The organism is Nocardioides sp. Root240 (assembly GCF_001428825.1).
In the GTDB taxonomy this organism is placed as follows: Bacteria; Actinomycetota; Actinomycetes; order Propionibacteriales; family Nocardioidaceae; genus Nocardioides.
This window is the reverse complement of the sequence record NZ_LMIT01000012.1, coordinates 28072-48748: the sequence shown is the minus strand read 5'-3', so window position 1 is coordinate 48748 and position 20677 is coordinate 28072. Positions and strand designations below refer to the sequence as shown.

General features: G+C 70.8%; 18 protein-coding genes. 15 read left to right on the top strand and 3 right to left on the bottom strand.

The genetic code is table 11. From position 1 onward, the window contains the following. The first annotated feature begins 205 nt into the window (after positions 1–205). Both ASE20_RS25945 and ASE20_RS16620 read left to right on the top strand, forming a co-directional pair. Positions 206–1669, top strand: coding sequence for a fatty acid desaturase (locus tag ASE20_RS25945; protein ID WP_056895701.1), 1464 nt, complete (start codon positions 206–208; stop codon positions 1667–1669). A 5-nt stretch (positions 1670–1674) separates the two neighbouring features. After that, entirely contained in the window at positions 1675–1869 is a 195-nt protein-coding gene (locus tag ASE20_RS16620) for a ferredoxin (RefSeq protein ID WP_056895843.1), read from the top strand. A 234-nt stretch (positions 1870–2103) separates the two neighbouring features. Here ASE20_RS16620 and ASE20_RS16615 read toward each other — a convergent pair whose 3' ends face one another. After that, the gene (locus tag ASE20_RS16615; protein WP_056895700.1) at positions 2104–3330 is read right to left on the bottom strand and encodes a PucR family transcriptional regulator; all 1227 of its coding nucleotides are present in this window, start codon (positions 3328–3330) and stop codon (positions 2104–2106) included. Positions 3331–3503: 173 nt separating this feature from the next. On the opposite strand from ASE20_RS16615, the gene ASE20_RS16610 reads away from it, so the two are divergent. The 12 genes from ASE20_RS16610 (at position 3504) to ASE20_RS16555 (ending at position 16227) form a co-directional block, all read left to right on the top strand. Continuing rightward, positions 3504–5270: an FAD-dependent oxidoreductase gene (locus tag ASE20_RS16610; RefSeq protein ID WP_056895699.1), complete on the top strand. Its 1767-nt coding sequence runs from the start codon at positions 3504–3506 to the stop codon at positions 5268–5270. 71 nt (positions 5271–5341) lie between these two features. Then, complete coding sequence (locus tag ASE20_RS16605) at positions 5342–6127, top strand: MlaE family ABC transporter permease (RefSeq protein ID WP_056895842.1); 786 nt, start codon at positions 5342–5344, stop codon at positions 6125–6127. 7 nt (positions 6128–6134) lie between these two features. After that, positions 6135–6965 (top strand): MlaE family ABC transporter permease, encoded by an 831-nt coding sequence (locus ASE20_RS16600; protein ID WP_157538579.1) that lies wholly within the window; start codon positions 6135–6137, stop codon positions 6963–6965. A 7-nt stretch (positions 6966–6972) separates the two neighbouring features. Continuing rightward, positions 6973–8172: an MCE family protein gene (locus tag ASE20_RS16595; protein ID WP_056895697.1), complete on the top strand. Its 1200-nt coding sequence runs from the start codon at positions 6973–6975 to the stop codon at positions 8170–8172. After that, entirely contained in the window at positions 8169–9233 is a 1065-nt protein-coding gene (locus ASE20_RS16590) for an MCE family protein (protein ID WP_056895696.1), read from the top strand. The genes ASE20_RS16595 and ASE20_RS16590 overlap by 4 nt, the downstream gene beginning before the upstream one ends. Continuing rightward, complete coding sequence (locus ASE20_RS16585) at positions 9230–10222, top strand: MCE family protein (protein ID WP_056895695.1); 993 nt, start codon at positions 9230–9232, stop codon at positions 10220–10222. Before ASE20_RS16590 ends, ASE20_RS16585 begins: the two co-directional genes overlap by 4 nt. Beyond that, positions 10219–11292, top strand: a complete 1074-nt coding sequence (locus ASE20_RS16580; RefSeq protein WP_056895694.1) for an MCE family protein — start codon at positions 10219–10221, stop codon at positions 11290–11292. The genes ASE20_RS16585 and ASE20_RS16580 overlap by 4 nt, the downstream gene beginning before the upstream one ends. Continuing rightward, positions 11289–12488 carry an MCE family protein gene (locus ASE20_RS16575; protein WP_056895693.1) on the top strand — a complete coding sequence of 400 codons (1200 nt, stop codon included), beginning with the start codon at positions 11289–11291 and terminating at the stop codon, positions 12486–12488. Before ASE20_RS16580 ends, ASE20_RS16575 begins: the two co-directional genes overlap by 4 nt. Positions 12489–12497: 9 nt before the next feature. Then, positions 12498–13832 (top strand): MCE family protein, encoded by a 1335-nt coding sequence (locus ASE20_RS16570; RefSeq protein ID WP_056895692.1) that lies wholly within the window; start codon positions 12498–12500, stop codon positions 13830–13832. Next, positions 13829–14320: a hypothetical protein gene (locus tag ASE20_RS16565; protein WP_056895691.1), complete on the top strand. Its 492-nt coding sequence runs from the start codon at positions 13829–13831 to the stop codon at positions 14318–14320. Before ASE20_RS16570 ends, ASE20_RS16565 begins: the two co-directional genes overlap by 4 nt. Before the next feature lie 98 nt (positions 14321–14418). Further along, positions 14419–14940 (top strand): hypothetical protein, encoded by a 522-nt coding sequence (locus tag ASE20_RS16560; protein WP_056895690.1) that lies wholly within the window; start codon positions 14419–14421, stop codon positions 14938–14940. A gap of 15 nt (positions 14941–14955) precedes the next feature. Next, positions 14956–16227, top strand: coding sequence for a PucR family transcriptional regulator (locus tag ASE20_RS16555; RefSeq protein ID WP_157538531.1), 1272 nt, complete (start codon positions 14956–14958; stop codon positions 16225–16227). On the opposite strand, the gene ASE20_RS16550 is transcribed toward ASE20_RS16555, so the two are convergent. Next, positions 16192–17676 (bottom strand): aldehyde dehydrogenase family protein, encoded by a 1485-nt coding sequence (locus tag ASE20_RS16550; RefSeq protein ID WP_225869124.1) that lies wholly within the window; start codon positions 17674–17676, stop codon positions 16192–16194. The genes ASE20_RS16555 and ASE20_RS16550 overlap by 36 nt on opposite strands. A gap of 220 nt (positions 17677–17896) precedes the next feature. Here ASE20_RS16550 and ASE20_RS16545 point away from each other — a divergent pair, with 220 nt between their 5' ends. Beyond that, positions 17897–19933: a fatty acid desaturase gene (locus tag ASE20_RS16545; RefSeq protein ID WP_056895687.1), complete on the top strand. Its 2037-nt coding sequence runs from the start codon at positions 17897–17899 to the stop codon at positions 19931–19933. 10 nt (positions 19934–19943) lie between these two features. On the opposite strand, the gene ASE20_RS16540 is transcribed toward ASE20_RS16545, so the two are convergent. Continuing rightward, a complete protein-coding gene (locus ASE20_RS16540) occupies positions 19944–20531 on the bottom strand; it encodes a GNAT family N-acetyltransferase (RefSeq protein WP_082612504.1) in 588 nt (195 codons plus the stop codon). Positions 20532–20677: the final 146 nt, after the last annotated feature.

The window sequence follows — 20677 nt, the reverse complement described above, 5'->3', positions numbered from 1 at the left end:
GCTGCTGCTGACACCGACGCCGTCGCGGGCCGGGTCGAGAGGCCGGTCCGCGGCGGCGTACCCGCCCTCGTCCTGCGGTCGGTTGTGCAGGCGGCCAACGGCCATAAGTCACGTTGTGCACGCCGACCGAGCGCGCGCGGACCGCTCCGGCGGACCCTTGGGAGGTACCAGCGACGACGGCGTCGCAGCACCCGAGGAGGCACCGATGGCCAAGTACGCAACACAGGGAGCCGACGGCACGGTCGTCGCGTGGCGCGACAAGAAGCGCTATCTGTGGATCCTGGGACTGGTCGTCCCGCTCACGCCGATCGTCGGCATCGCCCTGTTCGAGGCGACCGGCGAGGCCCTCTTCTTCTGGCTCACGCCGGTCGTCTTCTTCGGCCTCATCCCGCTGATCGACCTGGTCGCCGGCTACGACAACACCAACCCGCCGGACGACGTCATCGACGCGCTGGAGAACGACAGGTTCTACCGCTGGGTGACCTACCTCTACCTCCCGGTCCAGTACGGCGGCTTCGTCGCCTCGATCTGGTACCTCGCCACCACCGACATGTCGGTCCTCGCCAAGGTCGGCCTCGCGATCTCGGTCGGCGTCGTCGGCGGCGTCGCGATCAACACCGCCCACGAGCTGGGCCACAAGCGGGAGTCGCTGGAGCGCTGGGCGTCCAAGATCGCCCTCGCGCAGACCTTCTACGGCCACTTCTACATCGAGCACAACCGGGGCCACCACGTCCGTGTCGCGACCCCCGAGGACCCCGCCAGCGCCCGGATGGGCGAGAGCGTCTACCGCTTCTGGCCCCGCACCGTCTCCGGCTCGCTGAAGAGCTCGTGGGAGCTCGAGGCCAAGCGCTACCAGCGCAAGGGCACGCACCCCTTCCACCTCGGCAACGACGTGCTCAACGCCTGGCTGATGACCGTCGCGCTCTGGGGCGGGCTGATGCTCTGGCTCGGCCTCGCCCACGACGTCAACCCGCTGTCGCTGCTGCCGTACCTCGTGCTGCAGGCCGTCGTCGGCTTCTCGCTGCTCGAGGTCGTCAACTACATGGAGCACTACGGCATGGTCCGCCAGAAGGTCGGTACGCCCGGCAAGATGCGCTACGAGCGGGTCACCCCGGCGCACTCGTGGAACTCCAACAACATCGCCACCAACGTGCTGCTCTACCACCTGCAGCGCCACAGCGACCACCACGCCAACCCGACCCGTCGCTACCAGACGCTGCGCGACTTCAAGGACGCTCCCGTCCTGCCGACCGGCTACACCGGCATGATCGTGGTCGCGATGTTCCCGCCGGCCTTCCGGGCCCTGATGGACAAGCGCGTCCTCGCCCACTACGACGGCGACCTCCGCCTGGCCAACCTCCACCCGGCCAAGCGCGAGAAGCTGCTGCGCAAGTACCCCGTCCCCGCCGAGCTGCGCAGCCTCGAGGCCGAGCTCCGGGCCGACAGCAGCGCCCACGAGTTCGAGGGCGAGGTGCTCGCCGCGCAGTGTCCCGGCTGCCAGTACACCTACGAGGTGGCCGAGGGCAACGAGCTCGAGGGCTTTGCCGCCGGTACGGCGTGGAAGGACATCCCCGACGACTGGTGCTGCCCCGACTGCGGCGTCCGCGAGAAGGTCGACTTCAAGGCCGTCGAGCCCCGCCGCCTCGACGTCAGCAAGGTCGGCGCGTGAGTGCGATGCAGATCGTGGCCGACAAGGCGAGGTGCGAGGGCCTGGGGATGTGCGAGTCGATGGCCAACGACTACTTCGAGGTCGACGAGGACGAGGAGCTGGTCACCGTCCTCGACGCGAACCCGCCCGAGGCCGACCGCGCCCACGTGTTCGCTGCGGTCCAGGCCTGCCCCGTGCTGGCGCTGACCCTCGAGGGCTGACCCCGGCGCCGGACAATGAACAACCGAACAACCCGAACCCACTGGGGACGTGCTCACCTGCCGGGCGCGTCCCCAGTGTCATCCCCGCCGAAGTGTTAACAAAGGCAGGTCGAAGTGTTGGAAATTGCGCGTCGAGGTGTTGGAGGTGTCCGACCGTCCGCACGTTTCTGCCACCTCGACGCGCCTGTATTAACACTTCGACCTGCATCTACCAACACTTCGGCGTGGTTTGGGTCAGGGGCGGTGGAAGAGCTCGTGGTGCCGCAGCGCGACGGCGAGCTCGGGGTTGATCTTGGCGATCGGGCGGCCGAGGAGCTCCTCGGCCTGGCCGAGGCGGTAGCGGATCGTGTTGCGGTGGACGACGAGGGCGCGGGCGGCCTCCTCGGCGCTGCCGCCGCTGCGCAGGAAGGCCATGAGTGTCTCGCGGATGCGCTGCACCGACTCCTCCTCGCCGACGAGGTGGCCGAGCTGGCGGGTCATGAAGCGGTCGACCTCGGGGGAGCAGCCGAGGAGGACTGGGAGCTCGACCTCGTCGTAGCGGGCGAGCCAGGAGCTGCCGCCGGCGGCGGCGACGCGGAGGGCGCCCTGGGCCTCACGGTGGCTGGCCACGAAGCCGGCGATCCCAACGGTCGACGTACCGACGCCGACGCAGGCGTCCGTGCGCGACGGGGAGGATTCGGCGGTGGCGAGGCCGGTGAGGTCGAGGGGGTCGCGGGTGCCGACCCACAACCACAGCTGGCGGCCGCCCGGCTTGACGACGAGCGGGTTGGCGGCGCCCACGGCGCGGACCAGGTCGCCGGCGAGGGACTCGAGGACGCCGGCGCGCTCGGCGTCGCTGACCGACAGCACGAAGGCGGTGTGATGGACCGAGATCGGGTAGCCGCCGAGGGCGGCCGAGGCCTCGCGGGCATCGCCCAGCTCGCCGGCGAGGATCGCCTTGACGGACTCGTAGCGCTGGGCCGCGGCACCGGCGAGGACCCGGCTGCGGGCGCTCTGGTAGACGTCGATCGACGCGCTGATCGACTTGTCGAGCCAGACGCCGGCCCGGTTCCAGAAGAACATGAGCAGGTCGGCCCGGTCGAAGTCGCTCGGCGGAAGGTCCTTGATCAGGTCGCTGACGTAGACCCAGACCTCCTGCTGCGCGACGCGGTAGAACTGGATCAGCTGCTCCAGCGGCAGCTGCAGGTCGGCCACCAGCGCCGAGAGCCTCTGGGCGGCGCCGACCAGGTGGAAGTGCTGGGCCGGCTGGGCGAAGTCGGCGAGGAACGCCATCCAGTGCTCGCGGATGGTCGTCCGCAGCAGCTCGTCCAGCCCGTCGATCGCCGAGATGTCGGGGATCTCGGCGAGGATCGCGTCGTACACGCGGCCCACCCACGGGTCGACCTGCTCCGGCTGGGCCTGCTCGGCGACGTACGCCAGGAGCCAGGGCTCGATCCCGATGGGCACGCCGTCGTAGCTCACGGGCCCACCGTAGTCATCGGGCCGCCCCGTTGTGCAGCCGGACAACCGATCCGGCGAGCGTTGGACGCTCGGCACGAGAGCGTGACCGTCGTCACCCGGTGTCATGGACCTTCACCGGATGTGGCGTCCGAGCAGGGGGACGACGCCCGGTCTGCTCGAAAGGTTGTGCCCTCGTGCCCGACGTCCAGCGTGCAGGTTCCCATTTCGACGTCGTGGTGATCGGCTCCGGGTTCGGCGGTTCGGTGACCGCGCTGCGGCTGACCGAGAAGGGCTACCGCGTCGCGGTGCTCGAGGCCGGCCGGCGGTTCGAGGACGACGAGTTCGCGAAGACCTCCTGGAACGTGCGGCGCTTCCTCTACGCCCCGCGCCTGGGCTGCTTCGGCATCCAGCGGATCCGGCTGCTGCGCGACGTCGTCGTGCTCGCCGGCGCGGGCGTCGGCGGCGGCTCGCTGGTCTACGCCAACACGCTCTACGAGCCGGCGTCCGACGCGTTCTACAACGACCCCCAGTGGAAGCACATCACCGACTGGAAGGCCGAGCTGGCGCCCTACTACGACCAGGCGAAGCGGATGCTGGGCGTGGTCGAGAACCCGACGGTGACCGCCTCCGACGAGATCATGAAGGAGGTGGCCGACGAGATGGGCGTCGGCCACACCTACCGGCCGACCCCGATCGGCGTCTGCTTCGGCGCCGGTGGCGAGAAGCAGCCCGGCCAGGCGATCCCGGACCCGTACTTCGGGGGTGCCGGCCCCGAGCGGCGCGGCTGCATCGAGTGCGGCGAGTGCATGACCGGCTGCCGCCACAACGCCAAGAACACGCTGCTCAAGAACTACCTGTACCTCGCCGAGAAGGCGGGCGCCGAGGTCCGCGACCGGACCACCGTCAGCGGCATCCGGCCGCGACCCGGCGGCGGCTACCACGTCGTGACCCACACCTCGGGCCGATCGGCCCGGCGCCAGCAGGTGATCAGCGCCGACCAGGTCGTCCTCGCGGCGGGCACCTGGGGCACCCAGGAGCTGCTGCACGGCATGCAGCGCTCGGGCGAGCTGCCGCACCTCTCGGACCGGCTCGGGCACCTCACCCGCACCAACTCCGAGGCGCTGTGTGCGTCGAGCACGAAGATGCACAACAAGGGCAAGCACGACTTCCACCACGGTGTCGCGATCACGTCGTCGATCCACCCCGACCCGGTGACCCACGTCGAGCCGGTCCGCTACGGCAAGGGCTCCGGCCTGATGGGCATGCTGCTCACGGTCATGACCGACGGCGGCGGTCGCACGCCGCGCTGGCTCAAGTGGATCGGCCAGGCCCTGCGCCACCCGCTGCTGCTGCTCTCCTGCCTCGGTGGCCTCGGCAGCTGGCCGGAGCGCACGATCATCGCGCTGGTCATGCAGACCAGCGACAACTCGATCACGGTGTTCCCCAAGAACGGCAGGCCCGGCCGCCGCGCTCGGCTCACCTCGAAGCAGGGCCACGGCGAGCCCAACCCCACGTGGATCCCCGCGGGCAACGACGTGGTCCGCCGGATCAGCGACAAGATCGACGGCGGCTCCTACAGCACCGTCGGCGAGATCTTCAACATCCCGATGACCGCGCACTTCCTGGGGGGATGTGCGATCGGGGAGACCGCGGAGACCGGCGTGATCGACCCGTACCACCGGGTCCACGGCCACCCGGGCCTCCATGTCATCGACGGCGCCGCGATCTCGGCCAACCTCGGCGTCAACCCGAGCCTGACGATCACCGCCCAGGCCGAGCGCGCCCTGTCGCTGTGGCCCAACAAGGGCGAGCAGGACCCGCGCCCGGAGCCGGGGCAGGCCTACCAGCGGCTGACGCCCGTGCCGCCGGCCCGCCCGGCCGTCCCGCCGACGGCGCCCGCCGCCCTCCGCCTGCCCCTGTACGTCGTCGAGAGCGTCGCCGCCGAAGAGGCCACGGCATGACCCTCGCTCCCGAGCGGCCCGTCGAGCCGAGGGGGCCCGGTCCGTCCGGGATGAGTCCCGGCTCGCGCAAGATGGCCAGCGACGCGCTGCGCGGCACGCTCCCGTTCAAGGCGATGTCGACCTTCGGCGACTTCTACAGCTTCGTCGGCAAGGTCTTCCGGACCATGTTCACGACCCGGTTCCGGTTCGCGGAGTTCATCTCGCAGGCCTGGTTCGTGACGACCGTGTCCTTCGGGCCTGCGCTCCTGGTCTCGATCCCGTTCTGCGTCGTGATCATCTTCCAGGTCAACCAGCTGCTCATCCAGATCGGTGCGGTCGACCTCGCCGGCGCGGGTGCGGCGGTCGCCGTGGTCCGTGAGATCGGGCCGATCGTGTCGGTGCTGGTCGTCGCCGGTGCCGGTGCGACCGCGATCTGCGCGGACCTCGGCTCGCGCAAGATCCGCGAGGAGATCGACGCGATGGTGACCCTCGGCATCGACCCGATCGAGCGGCTCGTCGTCCCCCGCATCGTGGCGTCGACCCTGGTCGGTGTCGCGCTGAACGGCATGGTCACGGTGGTCGGCCTGGTCGGCGGCTACTTCTTCTCCGTCGTCCTGCAAGGGGCCACACCGGGCCTCTACCTCTCGGACCTCACCCTGCTCGTCGGGCTCCCCGACTTCCTCGCCTCCGAGGCCAAGGCCGCGATCTTCGGACTGCTGGCCGGCCTGACCGCCTGCTACCTCGGCCTCAACGCGAAGGGCGGACCGAAGGGCGTGGGCGAGGCCGTCAACCAGACCGTCGTCTTCGCGTTCATGCTGCTCTTCGCGGCCAACAGCGTGATCAGTGCCCTGTTCCTCCAGATCAAGCTGGGAGCCTGACATGGCGATGAGCCGGACCGACGTCAGTCGGCACCTCGCGAAGCCGACCACTGCGCTGCGCAACCTGGGCGACCAGCTCCGGTTCCACGGCGACGCCTACTCGCACATGCCGCGGGTGCTCCGGCACTACCCGAAGGAGGTCGTGCGGCTGCTGGCCGAGGTCTCCCTCGGTACGGGCGCCCTGGCCCTCATCGGCGGCACGGTCCTCGTGATCGGGTTCCTCACCGCCGCCTCGGGCATCGAGGTCGGCCTGCAGGCCTACACCTCGTTCGACAACATCGGCGTCTCGACCCTGTCGGGCTTCTTCTCCGCCTACTTCAACACCCGGGAGGTCGCGCCGATCATCGCCGGCATCGCCCTCACGGCGACGGTCGGCGCGGGCTTCACCGCGCAGATCGGCGCGATGCGGGTCAGCGAGGAGATCGACGCGCTCGAGACGATGGCCGTGCACCCGGTGCCCTTCCTCGTGACCACGCGCATCATCGCCGGCCTGATCGCCGTCGTGCCGCTGTTCGCGATCGCGCTGATGATGTGCTGGCTGGCGACGTACCTGGTCGTGACGGTCGGCTACGACCAGTCGCCCGGCACCTACATGCACTACTTCGAGACCTTCCTGATCCCGAGCGACCTGTTCCTCGCGATCATCAAGGTGGCGTTGATGGCGCTCGTCATCGTGTCGATCTGCTGCTACCACGGCTTCCGCGCCTCCGGCGGTCCCGCCGGCGTGGGCAAGGCCGTGGGCAAGGCGGTCCGCTCGGCACTGATCTGCACGATGTTCATCGACCTGATCTTCGCCATCGCCATCTGGGGTGGACCGTCGGTCCACATCGCGGGGTGAGCGCGCGATGACCACTTCACCGGGCACGCACTCGCACCGGATCGACCGCCAGGTCGTCTACGGCTTCGTCTTCATCGCGCTGATCGTCGCACTCGTCGCGGGCACGATCGCCAAGTACCGCGGGGCCTTCGAGGACACCGTCGAGGTCACCGTCCAGTCCGACCGGGCGGGCCTCACCCTCGCGTCGGGCGCACCGATCAAGCTGCGCGGCGTCGAGATCGGCAGCGTCGGCGACATCGCGACCGACGGCCAGCAGGTCACGATCACCCTCGAGATCGACAAGGACGAGGTCGACCGCGTCCCGGCCGACGTGACCGCGCAGATCGTGCCGCCGACCGCCTTCGGCGCCAAGTACGTCCAGCTCACCCCGGTGGACGCCGACGCCGGCGGCGGCCCGTCGATCGAGGCGGGCGCGGTCATCCCCGCCGACAAGGTGACCGTCGAGGTCGACGAGGCCTTCGAGAACCTCACCAAGGTGCTCGACGTCGCCCGCCCGGCCGAGGTGAACTCGGCGCTGACCGCGGTGGCCGGCGCGCTCGACGCGCGGGGCCAGCTGATCGGCGACCTGATCTCGCAGACCGATGCCTACCTGCGCTCGTTCAACCCGTCCCTGCGGACGCTGAGTGCGGACCTCCGGGTCGCCGACGACGTGGCCGACGTGTACGCCGTTGCCCGGCCGGACCTGGTCGCGACGCTGGCCCAGGCCGGGACCATCTCCGCGACCGTGGTCCGCCAGCAGGCCTCGCTGCGGGCGCTGGAGCGCAGCCTCACCGGCTTCAGCGACCAGGCCGACACCCTGCTCCGCAGCTCGGAGAGGGGCCTGGTCACCAGCCTCGAGCTGCTCGGACCGGTGACCAAGGTGCTCGACCGCTACTCACCCGAGCTGCCCTGCCTGGTGCTCGGGCTGGCGCGGACCAACGCGCTCGCGGAGGCCGCCGTCGGCGGCACCCACCCGGGTGTCACGACGATCACCCGGATCGTTCCCGGCCGCGACCCGTACACCTACCGGGACAACCTGCCGCTCGTCGGTGACGACCGCGGACCGCGGTGCTACGGACTGCCGGTCATCACGCAGGCCGAGGCCGACCAGCAGCCGCCGAGCCTGCACACCGGTGCCAACCCGTACGTCGGCCCGCAGCCGACGCCCGACCAGGCCGTGCTCGACACCCTGCTCGGCCTGATCAAGGGAGGGGCGCAGCTGCGATGAGTCGTCCAGATCGCATCAGTCCGGAGAAGCGCCGAGAGCGCAACGACCTGATCAAGTTCAGTGCCTTCCTGGCGGTCGCCGCGGTGTTCACCGTGTGGGTCGCGGTGGTCACCGGAGAAGTGCGCCCGGGCGACCGGGACGCCTACAAGGCGGTCTTCGAGGACGTGTCCGGCCTCGCGGTCGGCGACGAGGTGCGCATCGCCGGCGTCGACGTCGGCAAGGTCAAGGAGATCGACGTCCAGGCCGACAACACGGTCCTGGTGACCTTCGACGTACGACGCGGGCAGCAGCTCACCACGGGCACGAAGGCCACGATCCAGTACCGCAACCTGATCGGCGACCGTGTCGTCCAGCTGACCCGCGGTGAGAAGGACGGCGCCGACGGGGGCGAGGAGCTCGCGGTCGGCGGCACCATCCCGGCCGCGCAGACCGCGTCGGCGCTCGACCTCGACACCCTGCTCAACGGCTTCAAGCCGCTGTTCGCCGGGCTCAGCCCCACCCAGGTCAACGAGCTGTCCGGCCAGCTGATCCAGGTGCTCCAGGGCCAGCAGGCCTCGGTCGCCACGCTCGTCGACCACGTCGCGTCGTTCACCACGACCATCGGCAACCGCGAGGAGCTGATCGGCCAGGTGATCCGCAACCTCAACAGCGTGCTCGGCACGGTCGACGACCGCAAGCAGACCGTCGGGCTGCTGCTCGACCGGCTCGACGCCCTGCTGACCGGCCTCGACAAGCAGGACACGCAGGTGCTCGACGCGGCCGCGCGGATCAGCGCGTTCGCGGACCGGACCTCGACGCTGGTCACCCGGGCGCGAGGCGACCTCCGCGCCGACCTGCAGGGGCTCGCGGTGTCTGCGCGGGGGGTCAACAAGAACGCCGGCGCCCTCGACGCGCTGCTGAAGAAGCTCCCCAGCCACTACGACAAGATCCAGAACACCGCGTCGTACGGCAACTTCTTCAACTTCTTCCTCTGCGGCGTCCGCATCCAGACCGGGCTCACCAAGGGCCAGCCGGTCCTCACGCCGTGGATCTACTCCGACACGCCGAGGTGCAAGAAGTGAGTCGCGACATCACCCCTGACCGGCTCGCGGTCCGCGGAATCATCGGGACACTGCTCCTCATCCTCGTCGTGGCCGCGGCGATGAACATCAACAAGCTGCCGCTGATCGGCAACAGCGACGTCCTGCACGTCGACTTCGCCGAGGCCGGCGGTCTCAAGGGCGGCGACGCGGTGATGATCTCCGGCGCCCAGGTCGGCAAGGTGCGCGAGGTCGGCATCGACGGAGACCACGTCACCGCCGACATCGTGCTCACCGACGACTCGGTGGAGCTGGGTGACCTGACCGAGGCCCGGATCATCACGATCACGCTGCTCGGGCGGGCGGCCGTCGAGCTCGAGCCGCGCGGCACCGGCGACCTGCAGGCGGGCGAGCGGATCCCCGTGGAGCGGACCTCCTCGCCGTACAACCTGACGAGCACGCTCAACGAGCTGACCGAGACCACGGCGGCGATCGACAAGTCGCAGCTGGCCGCGGCGCTCGACCAGGCGTCGAGGACGCTCAACGCCTCGAGCCCCGACCTGGGGCCGGCGCTCGAGGGCATCACCGCACTGTCGCGGGCGGTCTCCTCCAACGACGACGAGCTGCGCTCGCTGGTCGCACGGGCGAACGGCGTCACCGACGTCCTCGCCAGCCGCAACCAGCAGATCGCCTCGCTCCTCGGGTCGGGCCGTTCACTGCTCAGCGAGCTCGACTCCCGCCAGGAGGTCGTCACCGGCCTGCTGGCGGATGCCCGTGAGCTGTCGGCCCAGCTGCGGGTGCTGCTCAAGGACACCGACGACGTGCTCGGCCCGGCGCTCGACGAGCTCGACGGCGTCGTCGACGTCCTCAACCGGAACAAGGCGAACCTGCAGGCGGCGATCGTCGGCCTGCAGGGCTACGCCACGGCCTTCGGGGAGGCGATCTCGACCGGCCCCTGGTTCGACGCCTACATCCAGAACCTCACCTCGCCCGGAACTCTCGCCCCGATCATCTCCGGAGCACTGCGATGAAGAATCTCCTGACCGGACGACGGATCCTGACGCTGCTCGTCGTGGCAGCGCTCGTCGTCGGCGCCTTCGCCTGGAACCGTGACGCGGGCAGCACCACCGTGCACGCGTACTTCAGCAGCGCGGAGGGCCTCAACGTCGGCGACGAGGTGAAGGTGCTCGGTGTGCGGGTCGGCGACATCACCGACATCGAGAACAGGCCCGAGGGCGTCTACGTGACGATGAAGGTCGACGCCGGCCAGCCGATCCCGGCCGACGCCCACGCCGCGATCGTCTCGCCCAGCCTGGTCAGCGGGCGGTTCGTGCAGTTCGAGCCGGTCTACACCGGCGGCGACAAGCTCAGCGACGGTGCCACGATCGCTTTGGAGAAGACGGCCGTCCCGGTCACCTTCGACGACGTGAAGCAACAGCTGACCGACCTGGCCACCACGCTCGGGCCGGACCGGGGCAAGAAGGACGGCCCGCTCGCCGAGGCGATCACCGCGATCGAGCACGGCCTGCGCAACGGCAACTCGACCGACCTGAGGCAGGCGATCTCGGAGCTGGAGGGCGCGGCCACGGCGTTGTCCGACGGCCGTACCGACCTCTTCAGCACGATCGAGAACCTCAACACCTTCACCAAGAACCTCGCCCTGAACGACGGCGCGCTGCGCGGCTTCACCACCGAGCTCGATGACGTGAGCGGGGTGCTCGCCGCCAACCGCACGGACCTCAGCGGCGCCCTCCGCGACCTCGCGGCCCTGCTGCCGGCGGTGGAGAAGTACTTCAAGAAGCACCGCGGCCGCATCAAGGAGTCGGTCACGGAGCTCAACACCCTCGCGGCCACCCTGGCCGACAGGTCCAACGAGCTGGCGGGCGTCCTCCAGGTCGCGCCCCACGCGATCGTCGACCTGAGCAACACCATCGAGAACCAGGCCATCACCGGCCGGGCGACCCTCAGCGGCCTCGACAGCGCGGCGCAGCTGCTCTGCGGAGCGATCCTCGGCGCCGGCGGCACCAGCGAGCAGTGCACCGCCGCGCTGCAGCCGCTCCTCGGGCTGGTCGGTGTCGACAACCTCGGAGGGACCCAGTGACCACCGCCCGCACCCGCGCGCTCGCCGCGATGCTGCTCGCCGGAGGCCTGCTCGGCTCGGCCTGCGACATCCAGCCCAACGACAACACCCTCCCGGGCCAGGTCGCGGTCGGCGACGACGGCTACACCGTCACCGTCCACTTCGACCAGATCGAGAACCTGGTGCCCAACTCGACCGTCCAGAAGGACGACGTCGTGATCGGCACGGTCGGAGAGATCGACGTCGAGGGATGGGAGGCCGTCGTCAAGCTGCACCTGCTCGACAGCGTGGAGCTCCCGACCGACGCGATGTTCTCGATCGGGCAGAAGACCCTCCTCGGCGCCCAGTACGTCGAGGTGTCCGCGCCCACCGAGGCCCGGCCGCGCTCCGGCGTCCTGGCCGACGGAGCCGACCTGGGCGTCGACCACACCGGGACCTACCCGGCGACCGAGCAGGTCCTCGGTGCCGTCGCGCTGCTGCTCAACAACGGCGGTCTCTCGCAGATCAGCACGATCACCGGCGAGCTCTCCACCGCGCTGCGCGACAAGGTCCCGGACACCCGCGGCCTGATCCGGCACGCCGACGAGCTGCTCGCGGTCCTCGACGCCAACAAGGGCGAGATCGTGCGGGCACTCGAGTCGCTGAACAGCCTCAGTGCCGGCCTCCGCGAGGACCAGACGACGATCGCCACCGCGATCGACCGGATCACGCCCGGGCTGGAGGTGCTCGAGACCGAGCGCGCGCGCCTGGTCAACGCGCTCACCCACACGGGTCGCGCCGGCGACCGCGCCGTCCGCGTCGTACGGGCCTCGGAGTCGGCGTTGCTCGCCAACCTCGACGCGCTCGGCCCGATCCTCTCGCGCCTGGGCCGGGTCAGTGCCTCCCTTCCCGACGCGCTCAAGATCGGCATCACGATCCCGTTCCCCGCGATGACCGCCAGCGAGGCGCTGCGCGGCGACTACGCCAACCTGTTCGCGACCATCGACCTCAGCGCGGCCGGTCTCGCCGACACCTGGCTGGGTGGTCTCTCCCCGGCCCTCCAGGCCGGCGACCCGGTCGAGAACCCGCTGGTCCAGGCACCCGACGCGCCGACGTCCGGATCCGGCGGCGCGACCGACGGCCCGTCCGACGGCCCGGAGCCCACCGAGGAACCGTCCGTACCGACCCCTACCGAGGAACCGAAGCCGTGCCTGCTCCGGATCCTGGGAATCTGCTAGGACCCGCCGATGCTGCTCACACCCCTGATCAAGCGCCAGCTGCGGATCTTCGCGGTCCTCGCGACGTTCGCCCTCGGTTTCGCCTTCATCCACTACGCCCGCGTGCCGGCGATGCTCGGCGTCGGCGTCTACGACGTGAAGGTCGACTTCAAGGACGCCAGCGGCCTCTACCCCAAGGCCGCGGTCACCTACCGCGGCGTCAAGGTCGGCCTCGTGTCCGACCTCGACGTCACCGACACCGGTGCGGTCGCGACGTTGCGCATCGACAACGGCACCGACATCCCGGCCGGCGTCTCGGCCGAGCTGCACAGCACGTCGGCGATCGGCGAGCAGTACGTCGACCTGGTCGACCCCACGAGGTCCGGCTCGGGTGGCGAGACCTTGTCGCAGGGCGCGGAGATCCCGCGGGAGCGCGCGGTCGACATGCCCCAGATCACGCCGGTCCTCGACTCGGTCAACCGGCTCCTGGAGTCGGTCCCGAAGCAGGAGACCAAGGCCGTCCTGGACCAGATCGACGAGGGCCTCGGCGGAGCCGGGCCGGAGCTGAACGAGCTCGTCGACTCCTCGGGCAAGCTCCTCACCGAGGCCCAGTCGCAGATCGACGCGACCACCTCGCTGATCGCCGCGCTGCAGCCGGTCCTGGGCACCCAGGCCGACCTCGCCCCGCGGACGCAGGCGTACGCCGACTCCCTCGACGACGTCACCGGGGCGTTGGCGAGGAACGACAGTGCCGACCTCCGCGCGCTGCTGAGGAACGCGCCCGGTGGCCTCGACGCCGCCACCCGCACGGTGACCGACCTGCAGCCGGTGCTGCCGATGATGCTGGCCAACCTGACCACGAACGCGCAGGTGCTCAACACCTACCTGCCGCAGGTCCGCCAGACCCTCGTGGTCTATCCCTCGCTGGTCGCACGGGCGCTGACCGTCCTGGAGCCGCGCGCCGCCGAGGGTGACGTCCAGCTCGACCTGCGCGCGGCGCTGAACAACCCGCCGACGTGCCAGTCCGGCTACCTGCCCGCCCAGCAGCGGCGCAGCCCGCGGATCACCGAGACCCGGCCGGTCGACCGGCTCGCGCACTGTCGGCTCGCACCGGACAACCCGACCGCCGTACGCGGTGCGCGCAACCTGCCCTGTCCCAGCTCGACGCTCCGCGGGCCCACCCCGGCCGCGTGCGGCCTGACCTTCCGCGGTGGCGTCTGGCCCGGCTCGCGCGGCACGGTCGCCTACGACCTCGCCGTCGGCCGCGGTGACGACTCGATCGACCTGACTGACCGAACCGCCCGCAAGAACCAAGGAGACGACCTGTGGAAGATCCTCGTGCTCGCACCCCTGGGGACGCGATGAGGTCGCTCGTGCGGTTCTCCTGGCAGACCGCGGCCGTGGGCCTGGTGGTCGTCGTGCTGCTGCTCGTGGCCGGCGAGCGCGCGCTCGCCTGGCGCGATGCCGGCGACCGGGCCGACGACCAGGAGGCGGCCGCCGCCGCTGCGAGCGCGGAGGTCGAGGGTCTGATCGACATCAGCGGCTCGACGTCCGACGCCGCCATGAAGAAGCTCCTCGCCGGGGCCACCGCCGAATTCCGCACCGAGCTGGAGTCCCAGGCGGCCCGGCTGCAGAAGGCGCTGGCGTCCAACAAGGTCGACGCCCGGGGCGAGGCGGTGTCGACCGGCGTCACGAAGCTGTCCGGGGACAAGGCGACCGTCATCGTCGCGGCCACCGGAACCGTGAGGAACAAGAGCACGAAGCAGGCCGAGCCGCGCAACTACCGGTTGAAGGTCGACCTCCTCAGGACCGACGGCACGTGGCTCGTCTCCGGACTCGAGTTCGTGGCATGAACCACCCCACGAAGTTCTCCGCTTCCCCCGCTTCGCTCCTCCAGCGAACAACTTCGCGGGGACCCCGATGGGCGACCCTCGAGAAGGAGGCCCGGTCCATGACCGTGGAGACGAACGAGAGCCCTCCCGGGGGGACGGCGGCCAGCGCGGGTCGGGGGGCCCGCCTGGTCGCCGCCGGGCTGGTGCTGCTGGCGGCAGCCGCCGCGATCCTCTGCGGCGTCCAGGCCCATCGTGCGACCGGTGACGCCGACGCCCGTACCGACGCCCTGGCCGCGGCCCAGAAGCGGGTCCCCGAGCTGCTCGGCTACGACGCCGCCACGCTCGACGAGGACCTTGCCGACGCCCGCGCCCAGACCACCGGTGACTTCACGAGCGACTACGGCCAGATCCTCGAGGACGTCGTCGCCCCGCAGGCCAAGGCCCGCAGGATCAGCACCCGCGCCGAGGTCAGCGCCGCCGGCGTCGTGCGCGGGGACCGCGACAGGGTCGTCGTCCTGCTGTTCCTGACCCAGACCACCACCGCCTCCCAGGGCGGTACGACGGTCACCGGCTCCCGCGTCGAGGTCACCATGCTGCCGGTCGGCGACGACTGGAGGATCGCCGGCCTCCGGCCGGTCTGAGGAGGCAGCGGGCACGTGAGTGGAGTGCGCGACGTCTGGGCGAACCGGGAACTGCGGAACTGGGTCGCCGAGTTCGTCACCACCGAGTCGCAGAGCGAGGCGACCGAGCGATGGGTCAACCAGGTCCACGGCCGGATCGTCGACCAGGTCGACCAGGTGCGCCAGGACCCGGCGGTGCAGAACGTCATCCGTGATGCCTGCGAGGCCCATTGGCGCGCGTTCCTCGCCAACCTCGGCCAGCCGGTGCAGACCTTCCACCTCGTGGAGGAAGCACGCCTCGTCCCGATCGTCGCGGCGCAGCACGGCTACCCACTGACGGTGATCTTCGACATCTACACCTCCGGCGAGCAGGCGGTGTGGGAGTTCATCACCAACGCCGTCCGGGAGCGGCCGTCGGACGCGGTCGACGAGGCCGATGCGCTGGTGCACTTCTGGACGCGGTCCAGCACCTGGTTCGACCACTCGGTGCAGCAGTCGGTGGCTCTTTTCCAGGCCGAGGTCGAACGGATCCGGCAGGGCGACGCGGCGCGACGCCTGGAGGTCGTGCGGGCCGTGCTCGGCGGTACGCTCCGCGATCCCCGTGAGGCCTCGGCGCGGCTCGGTGGCCACCCCCTCTCGGCGTACCAGACGGCGATCCTGCTGCACACCCGCGACGACGCGATGATCGCCGACCTCCCGCAGGCGGCCCAGGTGATGACGACGGCCCTGGGCCTGCGGCAGCCGCTCGTGGTCCATCCGGGAGGACGTGACCTCTGGGCCTGGATCAGCTCGACGGGAGAACCCGATCTCACCCTGCTCGCCGAGTGCGGCGCCTGGCTCGAGGATCACCACATCCTTGCTGCTGTCGGTTCCTCGTCGCCGGGCATCGACGGGTTCCGCTCCTCGCACAGCGAGGCTCTCGCAGCCCAGCGGGTCAGTCTCGTCGGCAACGGGAGCGGCTCCGGACCGGTCACCTACTTCGCCGACGTCGAGCTGCTCACCCTGGTCGGCAGCGGGGAGGAGATGCGTCGCTTCGTGCACCGCACCCTCGGCAGACTCTCCGCCACCGACGAGCAGGTCGCCCGGCTCAGGGCCACCCTCCGTGCACTGCTGTCGTCCGGGAGCGTCGACGTGGCCGCCAAGCGCCTCCTGGTGCACAAGAACACCGTCCGCTACCGGATCGAGCGTGCCGAGGAGCTGATGGGACGACGGCTGTCCGACTCGCCCACCGAGATCGACGTCGCGCTGCGCTGCTACGACACCTACCTGATGTCAGGCGCGGCCGCGGTTGAACAGCCGGAGGGCTGAGGCGAGCAGGCGCGTCCGCGTCCGGCGGTACGGGTAGGTGTGCACGTCCCGGCGCGGGTGCCAGCGGGAGACCAGCAGGGACTGCTGACGGCAGTACTTGGTGATGCCGTCGCGCCCGTGCCGGCGCCCGATCCCGGACCCCGGCTTGGCGCCGCCCATCGGAAGCTCCAGCGCGGTGTAGTTGACCACCGCGTCGTTGACGCACACCGCGCCGACCTCGAGGCGGCGGGCGACCGCCTCGGCCGCGGCCAGGTCGCGGCCGAAGACCGACGCACACAATCCGTACTCGGAGTCGTTGGCCAGGCGGATCGCCTCGGCAGCGTCCTGGACCCGCATGACTGGCAGGGTCGGACCGAAGGTCTCCTCCCGCATGATCGCCATGTCGTGGTCCACGTCGACCAACACGGTCGGCGGGTAGAAGAGTCCCGGTCCTGTCGGGCGCTCCCCACCGGTCAGTGCCCGCGCGCCGCGCGCGAGCGCGTCCTGGACGTGGCGGTCGACGACGTCGACCTGCGGCGGGAAGGTCAGCGACCCGACGTCGACGGTGCCGGGTCCCCCGGGGACGCCCTGGCGCAGGGCGCGCACCTTGGCCGTCACGGCGGCGACGAACTCGTCGTAGACGGGCGCCTCGACGTAGCACCGCTCGACGGAGATGCAGGTCTGACCGCAGTTGAGCATCGCGTAGTAGGCCGCGTGCGTGGCCGCCCGCTCGATGTCGGCGTCGGCGAGCACGATCATCGGGTCCTTGCCACCCAGTTCGAGCGACACCGGAACCAGGCGCGCCGCGGCCTGGACGGCGACCCTCCGGCCGGTCGCGGTCGAACCCGTGAACATCACCATGTCGACCTCGTCCACGAGCGCGGCACCGGTCTGCCCGGCGCCCGTCACGACCGTGAACACGTCGTCGGGGAGCCCGCACTCGCGCAGGCCACGGGCGAGCAGCAGCGACGTCAGCGGGGTGATCTCGGACGGCTTCAACAGCACCGCGTTGCCGGCTGCGAGGGCGGGGATGCAGTCGCCGAAGGAGTTGGTCAGCGGGTAGTTCCACGGCCCGATCACCCCCACGAGCCCGATCGGGCGGAACCGCTGGACCAGCCGCTTCCCCAGGACCAGGGGCTGGCGCGAGCGGATCCTGGTGTCGGCGAGGTAGCGCGGCGCGGACTCGGCCCAGAAGCCGAAGGCGGCGGCGCCGTAGCTGATCTCCGCCAACAGCGCGTCCTCGTAGGCCTTGCCCGTCTCGGCGCAGATCGTCGAGACGATCTCGTCGGTGTGCGCGACGATCCATCGCTGCATCCGGCGCAGCACGCGCGCCCGGCCCTCGAACCCGAGCTGCTCCCATGCCGGTTGGGCTGCCCGGGCCGCAGCGGCGGCGCGGGCGACCTCGTCGGGCGTGCGTGAAGGGACGCGGTCGATCACCCGGCCCGTTGCGGGATTCCGAACCTCGATCATGGACGAGGTGGACGCCGCTGTGCGCGTTGCCGGTGGGGTGCTGCGGGCCATGGAGAGCTCCTCGGATCGGCTCGAGCCGGCTCCGGCCGGCGTTGAGGTCGACGACGAGTGTGCGCGGCGGGGCGGTCCGGGTCGTAGGTGCCCAGGCCCAGTCCGGGCCTCCGTTTCCTGTTCCGGAGTCCAAGGCCCCGCGCCCGTCGGCGTACCTACGGTTGACCTCATGGAGACCTCGAGCCGCGCTGCCACCGTCCCCGGTGCCCCCATCTCGGCCTCGCCGGTTCGCGGGTTGCCGGACCCCGGCGAGCGGGTGCCCCTGGTGGCCTGGCCGACCATGGGTCTGTACGTCGCCACCTTCGTGCTGTTCGCGATCGAGGTCGCCGCACGCCTGGCCTGGGACTGGACGCCGTGGGCCACCGTCCCGATGGGCGCCGCCGTCACCTTCCTCATGTTCAGCGTGCTCCACGAGTCGACGCACCACGCGGTCAGCACGAACACCCGGCTCAACAACCTGGCCGGACACCTGTCGGTGCCGTTCGTGGTGCCGTGGGCGACGTACCCGTTGGTGAAGTTCATCCACATCGAGCACCACCGCAACACCAACGAGCCGAAGTCCGTCGACCCGGACGGGTGGTGCGAGGAGGGCCCGTGGTGGCAGCTGCCGCTGCGGTGGGCGACGGTCGACCTCTGGTACGTCGTGTTCTACCTGCGCCGGGTCCGCGAGCGCCCCCGCGCCGAGGTCGTGGCCACCGTCGCCACCTTCCTCGTCGTTGCCGCCGCGTTCGGGGGACTGGTCGCGGCCGGGTACGGCAACGAGCTCGTCTGGCTCTTCCTGGTGCCGCAGCGCTTCGGCGTCCTCGTCCTCGGTTGGTGGTTCGACTACCTGCCGCACCACGGGCTGACCGTGACCCAGCGCGAGGACAAGTACCGAGCGACCCGGATCCGGGTCGGCGGCGAGGGCCTGCTGACGCCGCTGTTCGTCTACCAGAACTACCACCTCGTGCACCACCTGCACCCGAGCATCCCCTTCTACCGCTACGTCCGGGCCTGGCGCCGCAACGAGCAGGCCTACCTCGACCGCAACGCGGCGATCTCGACCTGGTTCGGCCGGTCGCTGACGCCGTCGGAGTACCGCACCTGGCGCCGGCTGACCGACCAGCTGACCGACCAGCGGTCGGGGCTGCCCGAGCAGATCGGCCATGACGGAGAGGGGTCTGCCCACCGGCCCGTCTTCCACCCGCTGCGGGTGCGGTCGGTCGACCGGCTCACCGCCGACAGCGTGGCGGTGGCCTTCGACGTCCCGGCGGACCTCGTGGAGGCCTACCGCTACCGGCAGGGCCAGCACCTCACCCTGCGCGCGGTCATCGACGGAGCCGACGTGCGGCGCAGCTACTCGCTCGTCGAGCCGGTGTCGGCGGGGACCCTCCGCGTCGCCGTCAAGCAGGTCGAGGGCGGCACCTTCTCGACGTACGTCAACCAGGAGCTCGCCGTCGATGACATCCTCGACGTGATGACGCCGACGGGCTCCTTCCAGGTCGCGCTCGACCCGGCCGTGGGTCGCCACCACGTCGGTGTGGTCGCGGGATCGGGGATCACACCGATGATGTCGACGATCGCGACGACCCTCGAGGAGGAGCCGGAGAGCCGGTTCACCCTCGTCTACGGCAACCGGACCACCGGTTCGACGATGTTCGCCGACCTGCTCGACGACTGGGTGGCCAGGTACGGCGACCGCTTGCGCGTCCATCACGTCCTCTCGCGCCAGGAGGGCTCCGGACCGGCAGGGCGGATCACGCCGGACCGCGTGCTCGAGCTCGTCGACGCGCCCGCCGCGGTCGCGGCCTGGTTCCTGTGCGGGCCCCAGCAGATGGTCGACGACGTCGCCGCCGCGCTCGCGGAGCTGCCCGGCAGCGGCCAGGTGCTGACCGAGGTGTTCCACGTCGAGCGCGCAGCCGGTGCCGTGGCGGACGGGCCGGCCGTGGTCAGCGACGTGGTCGTCGCGCTCGACGGGGTCGAGTCCCGGCTGTCGTTGTCCTCGGCGGGAGAGTCGATCCTCGACGCCGCGCTGCAGGCCGGCATCGACGCGCCGTACTCGTGCGCCGGGGGTGCGTGCGGCACCTGCCGCGCCAAGGTGCTGCTCGGCCGGGCCGTGATGGACCAGAACCACGTGCTCGACGACGCCGAGATCGCCGAGGGCTACGTGCTGACCTGCCAGGCGCACCCCGTGACCGACGCGCTGCGCATCGACTACGACGCCTGAGCAAGGTCCCTCAGTCCGGCAGGCTCATCTCGACCTGCGCCAGCAGCGGGTCGCGCAGCCCCGCGGCGTCGTGCTCCCACCAGACGTCGCGGTAGACCACCCGCCCGGTCATCCACGGTTCGTGTTCCGGCAGAGCGACGACCTGGAAGGCCGGGCGGGGGATCCGCAGCGACGGCGCCTCGATGCCGTACGTCGCCGCGGGCTGCCAGCCGTGCTTCCCGTAGTAGCCGGGGTCGCCCTCGAGCACCACCACCGGCGCCCCGAGCTGCTGGGCCTGCGCGACCGCCGCGGCGAGCAGCAGCCTGCCGACGCCGCGCTTCTGGTGGGCAGGCAGGACGCTGAGCGGGCTGAGCACCACGATGTCGACGAGCTCGCTGCGGGTGTCGAGCCAGGCGTGGCTGAGTCCCACGTGCCCGACGACCTCGTCGCCGTCCGTCGCCACCAGCTCGGCCCGCACCAGGCCCCGGGCGACCACGTCGGCCCAGAGGTCGACGACCGTGGTGCCCTCGTCGCCGAAGGCTTCCTTGACGACGGCCGCCGCCGCGTCGCGGTCGGCGTCGGTCAGGGGGCGCACCGTCGCGCTGGTCCGGGTGCTCATGGCCCCAGCATGCCCTACCCGTCCGCCGCGACAGTTCCTGACCAAAAGCACCGGAAGCGGGCCGAGAACGGGCTCTCCTGACGCATCCGTGGGTCCTCGTTCGGTGGCTCCTGGGGCGGCCGCGCGGTAGCCGACCGACCCCCGGT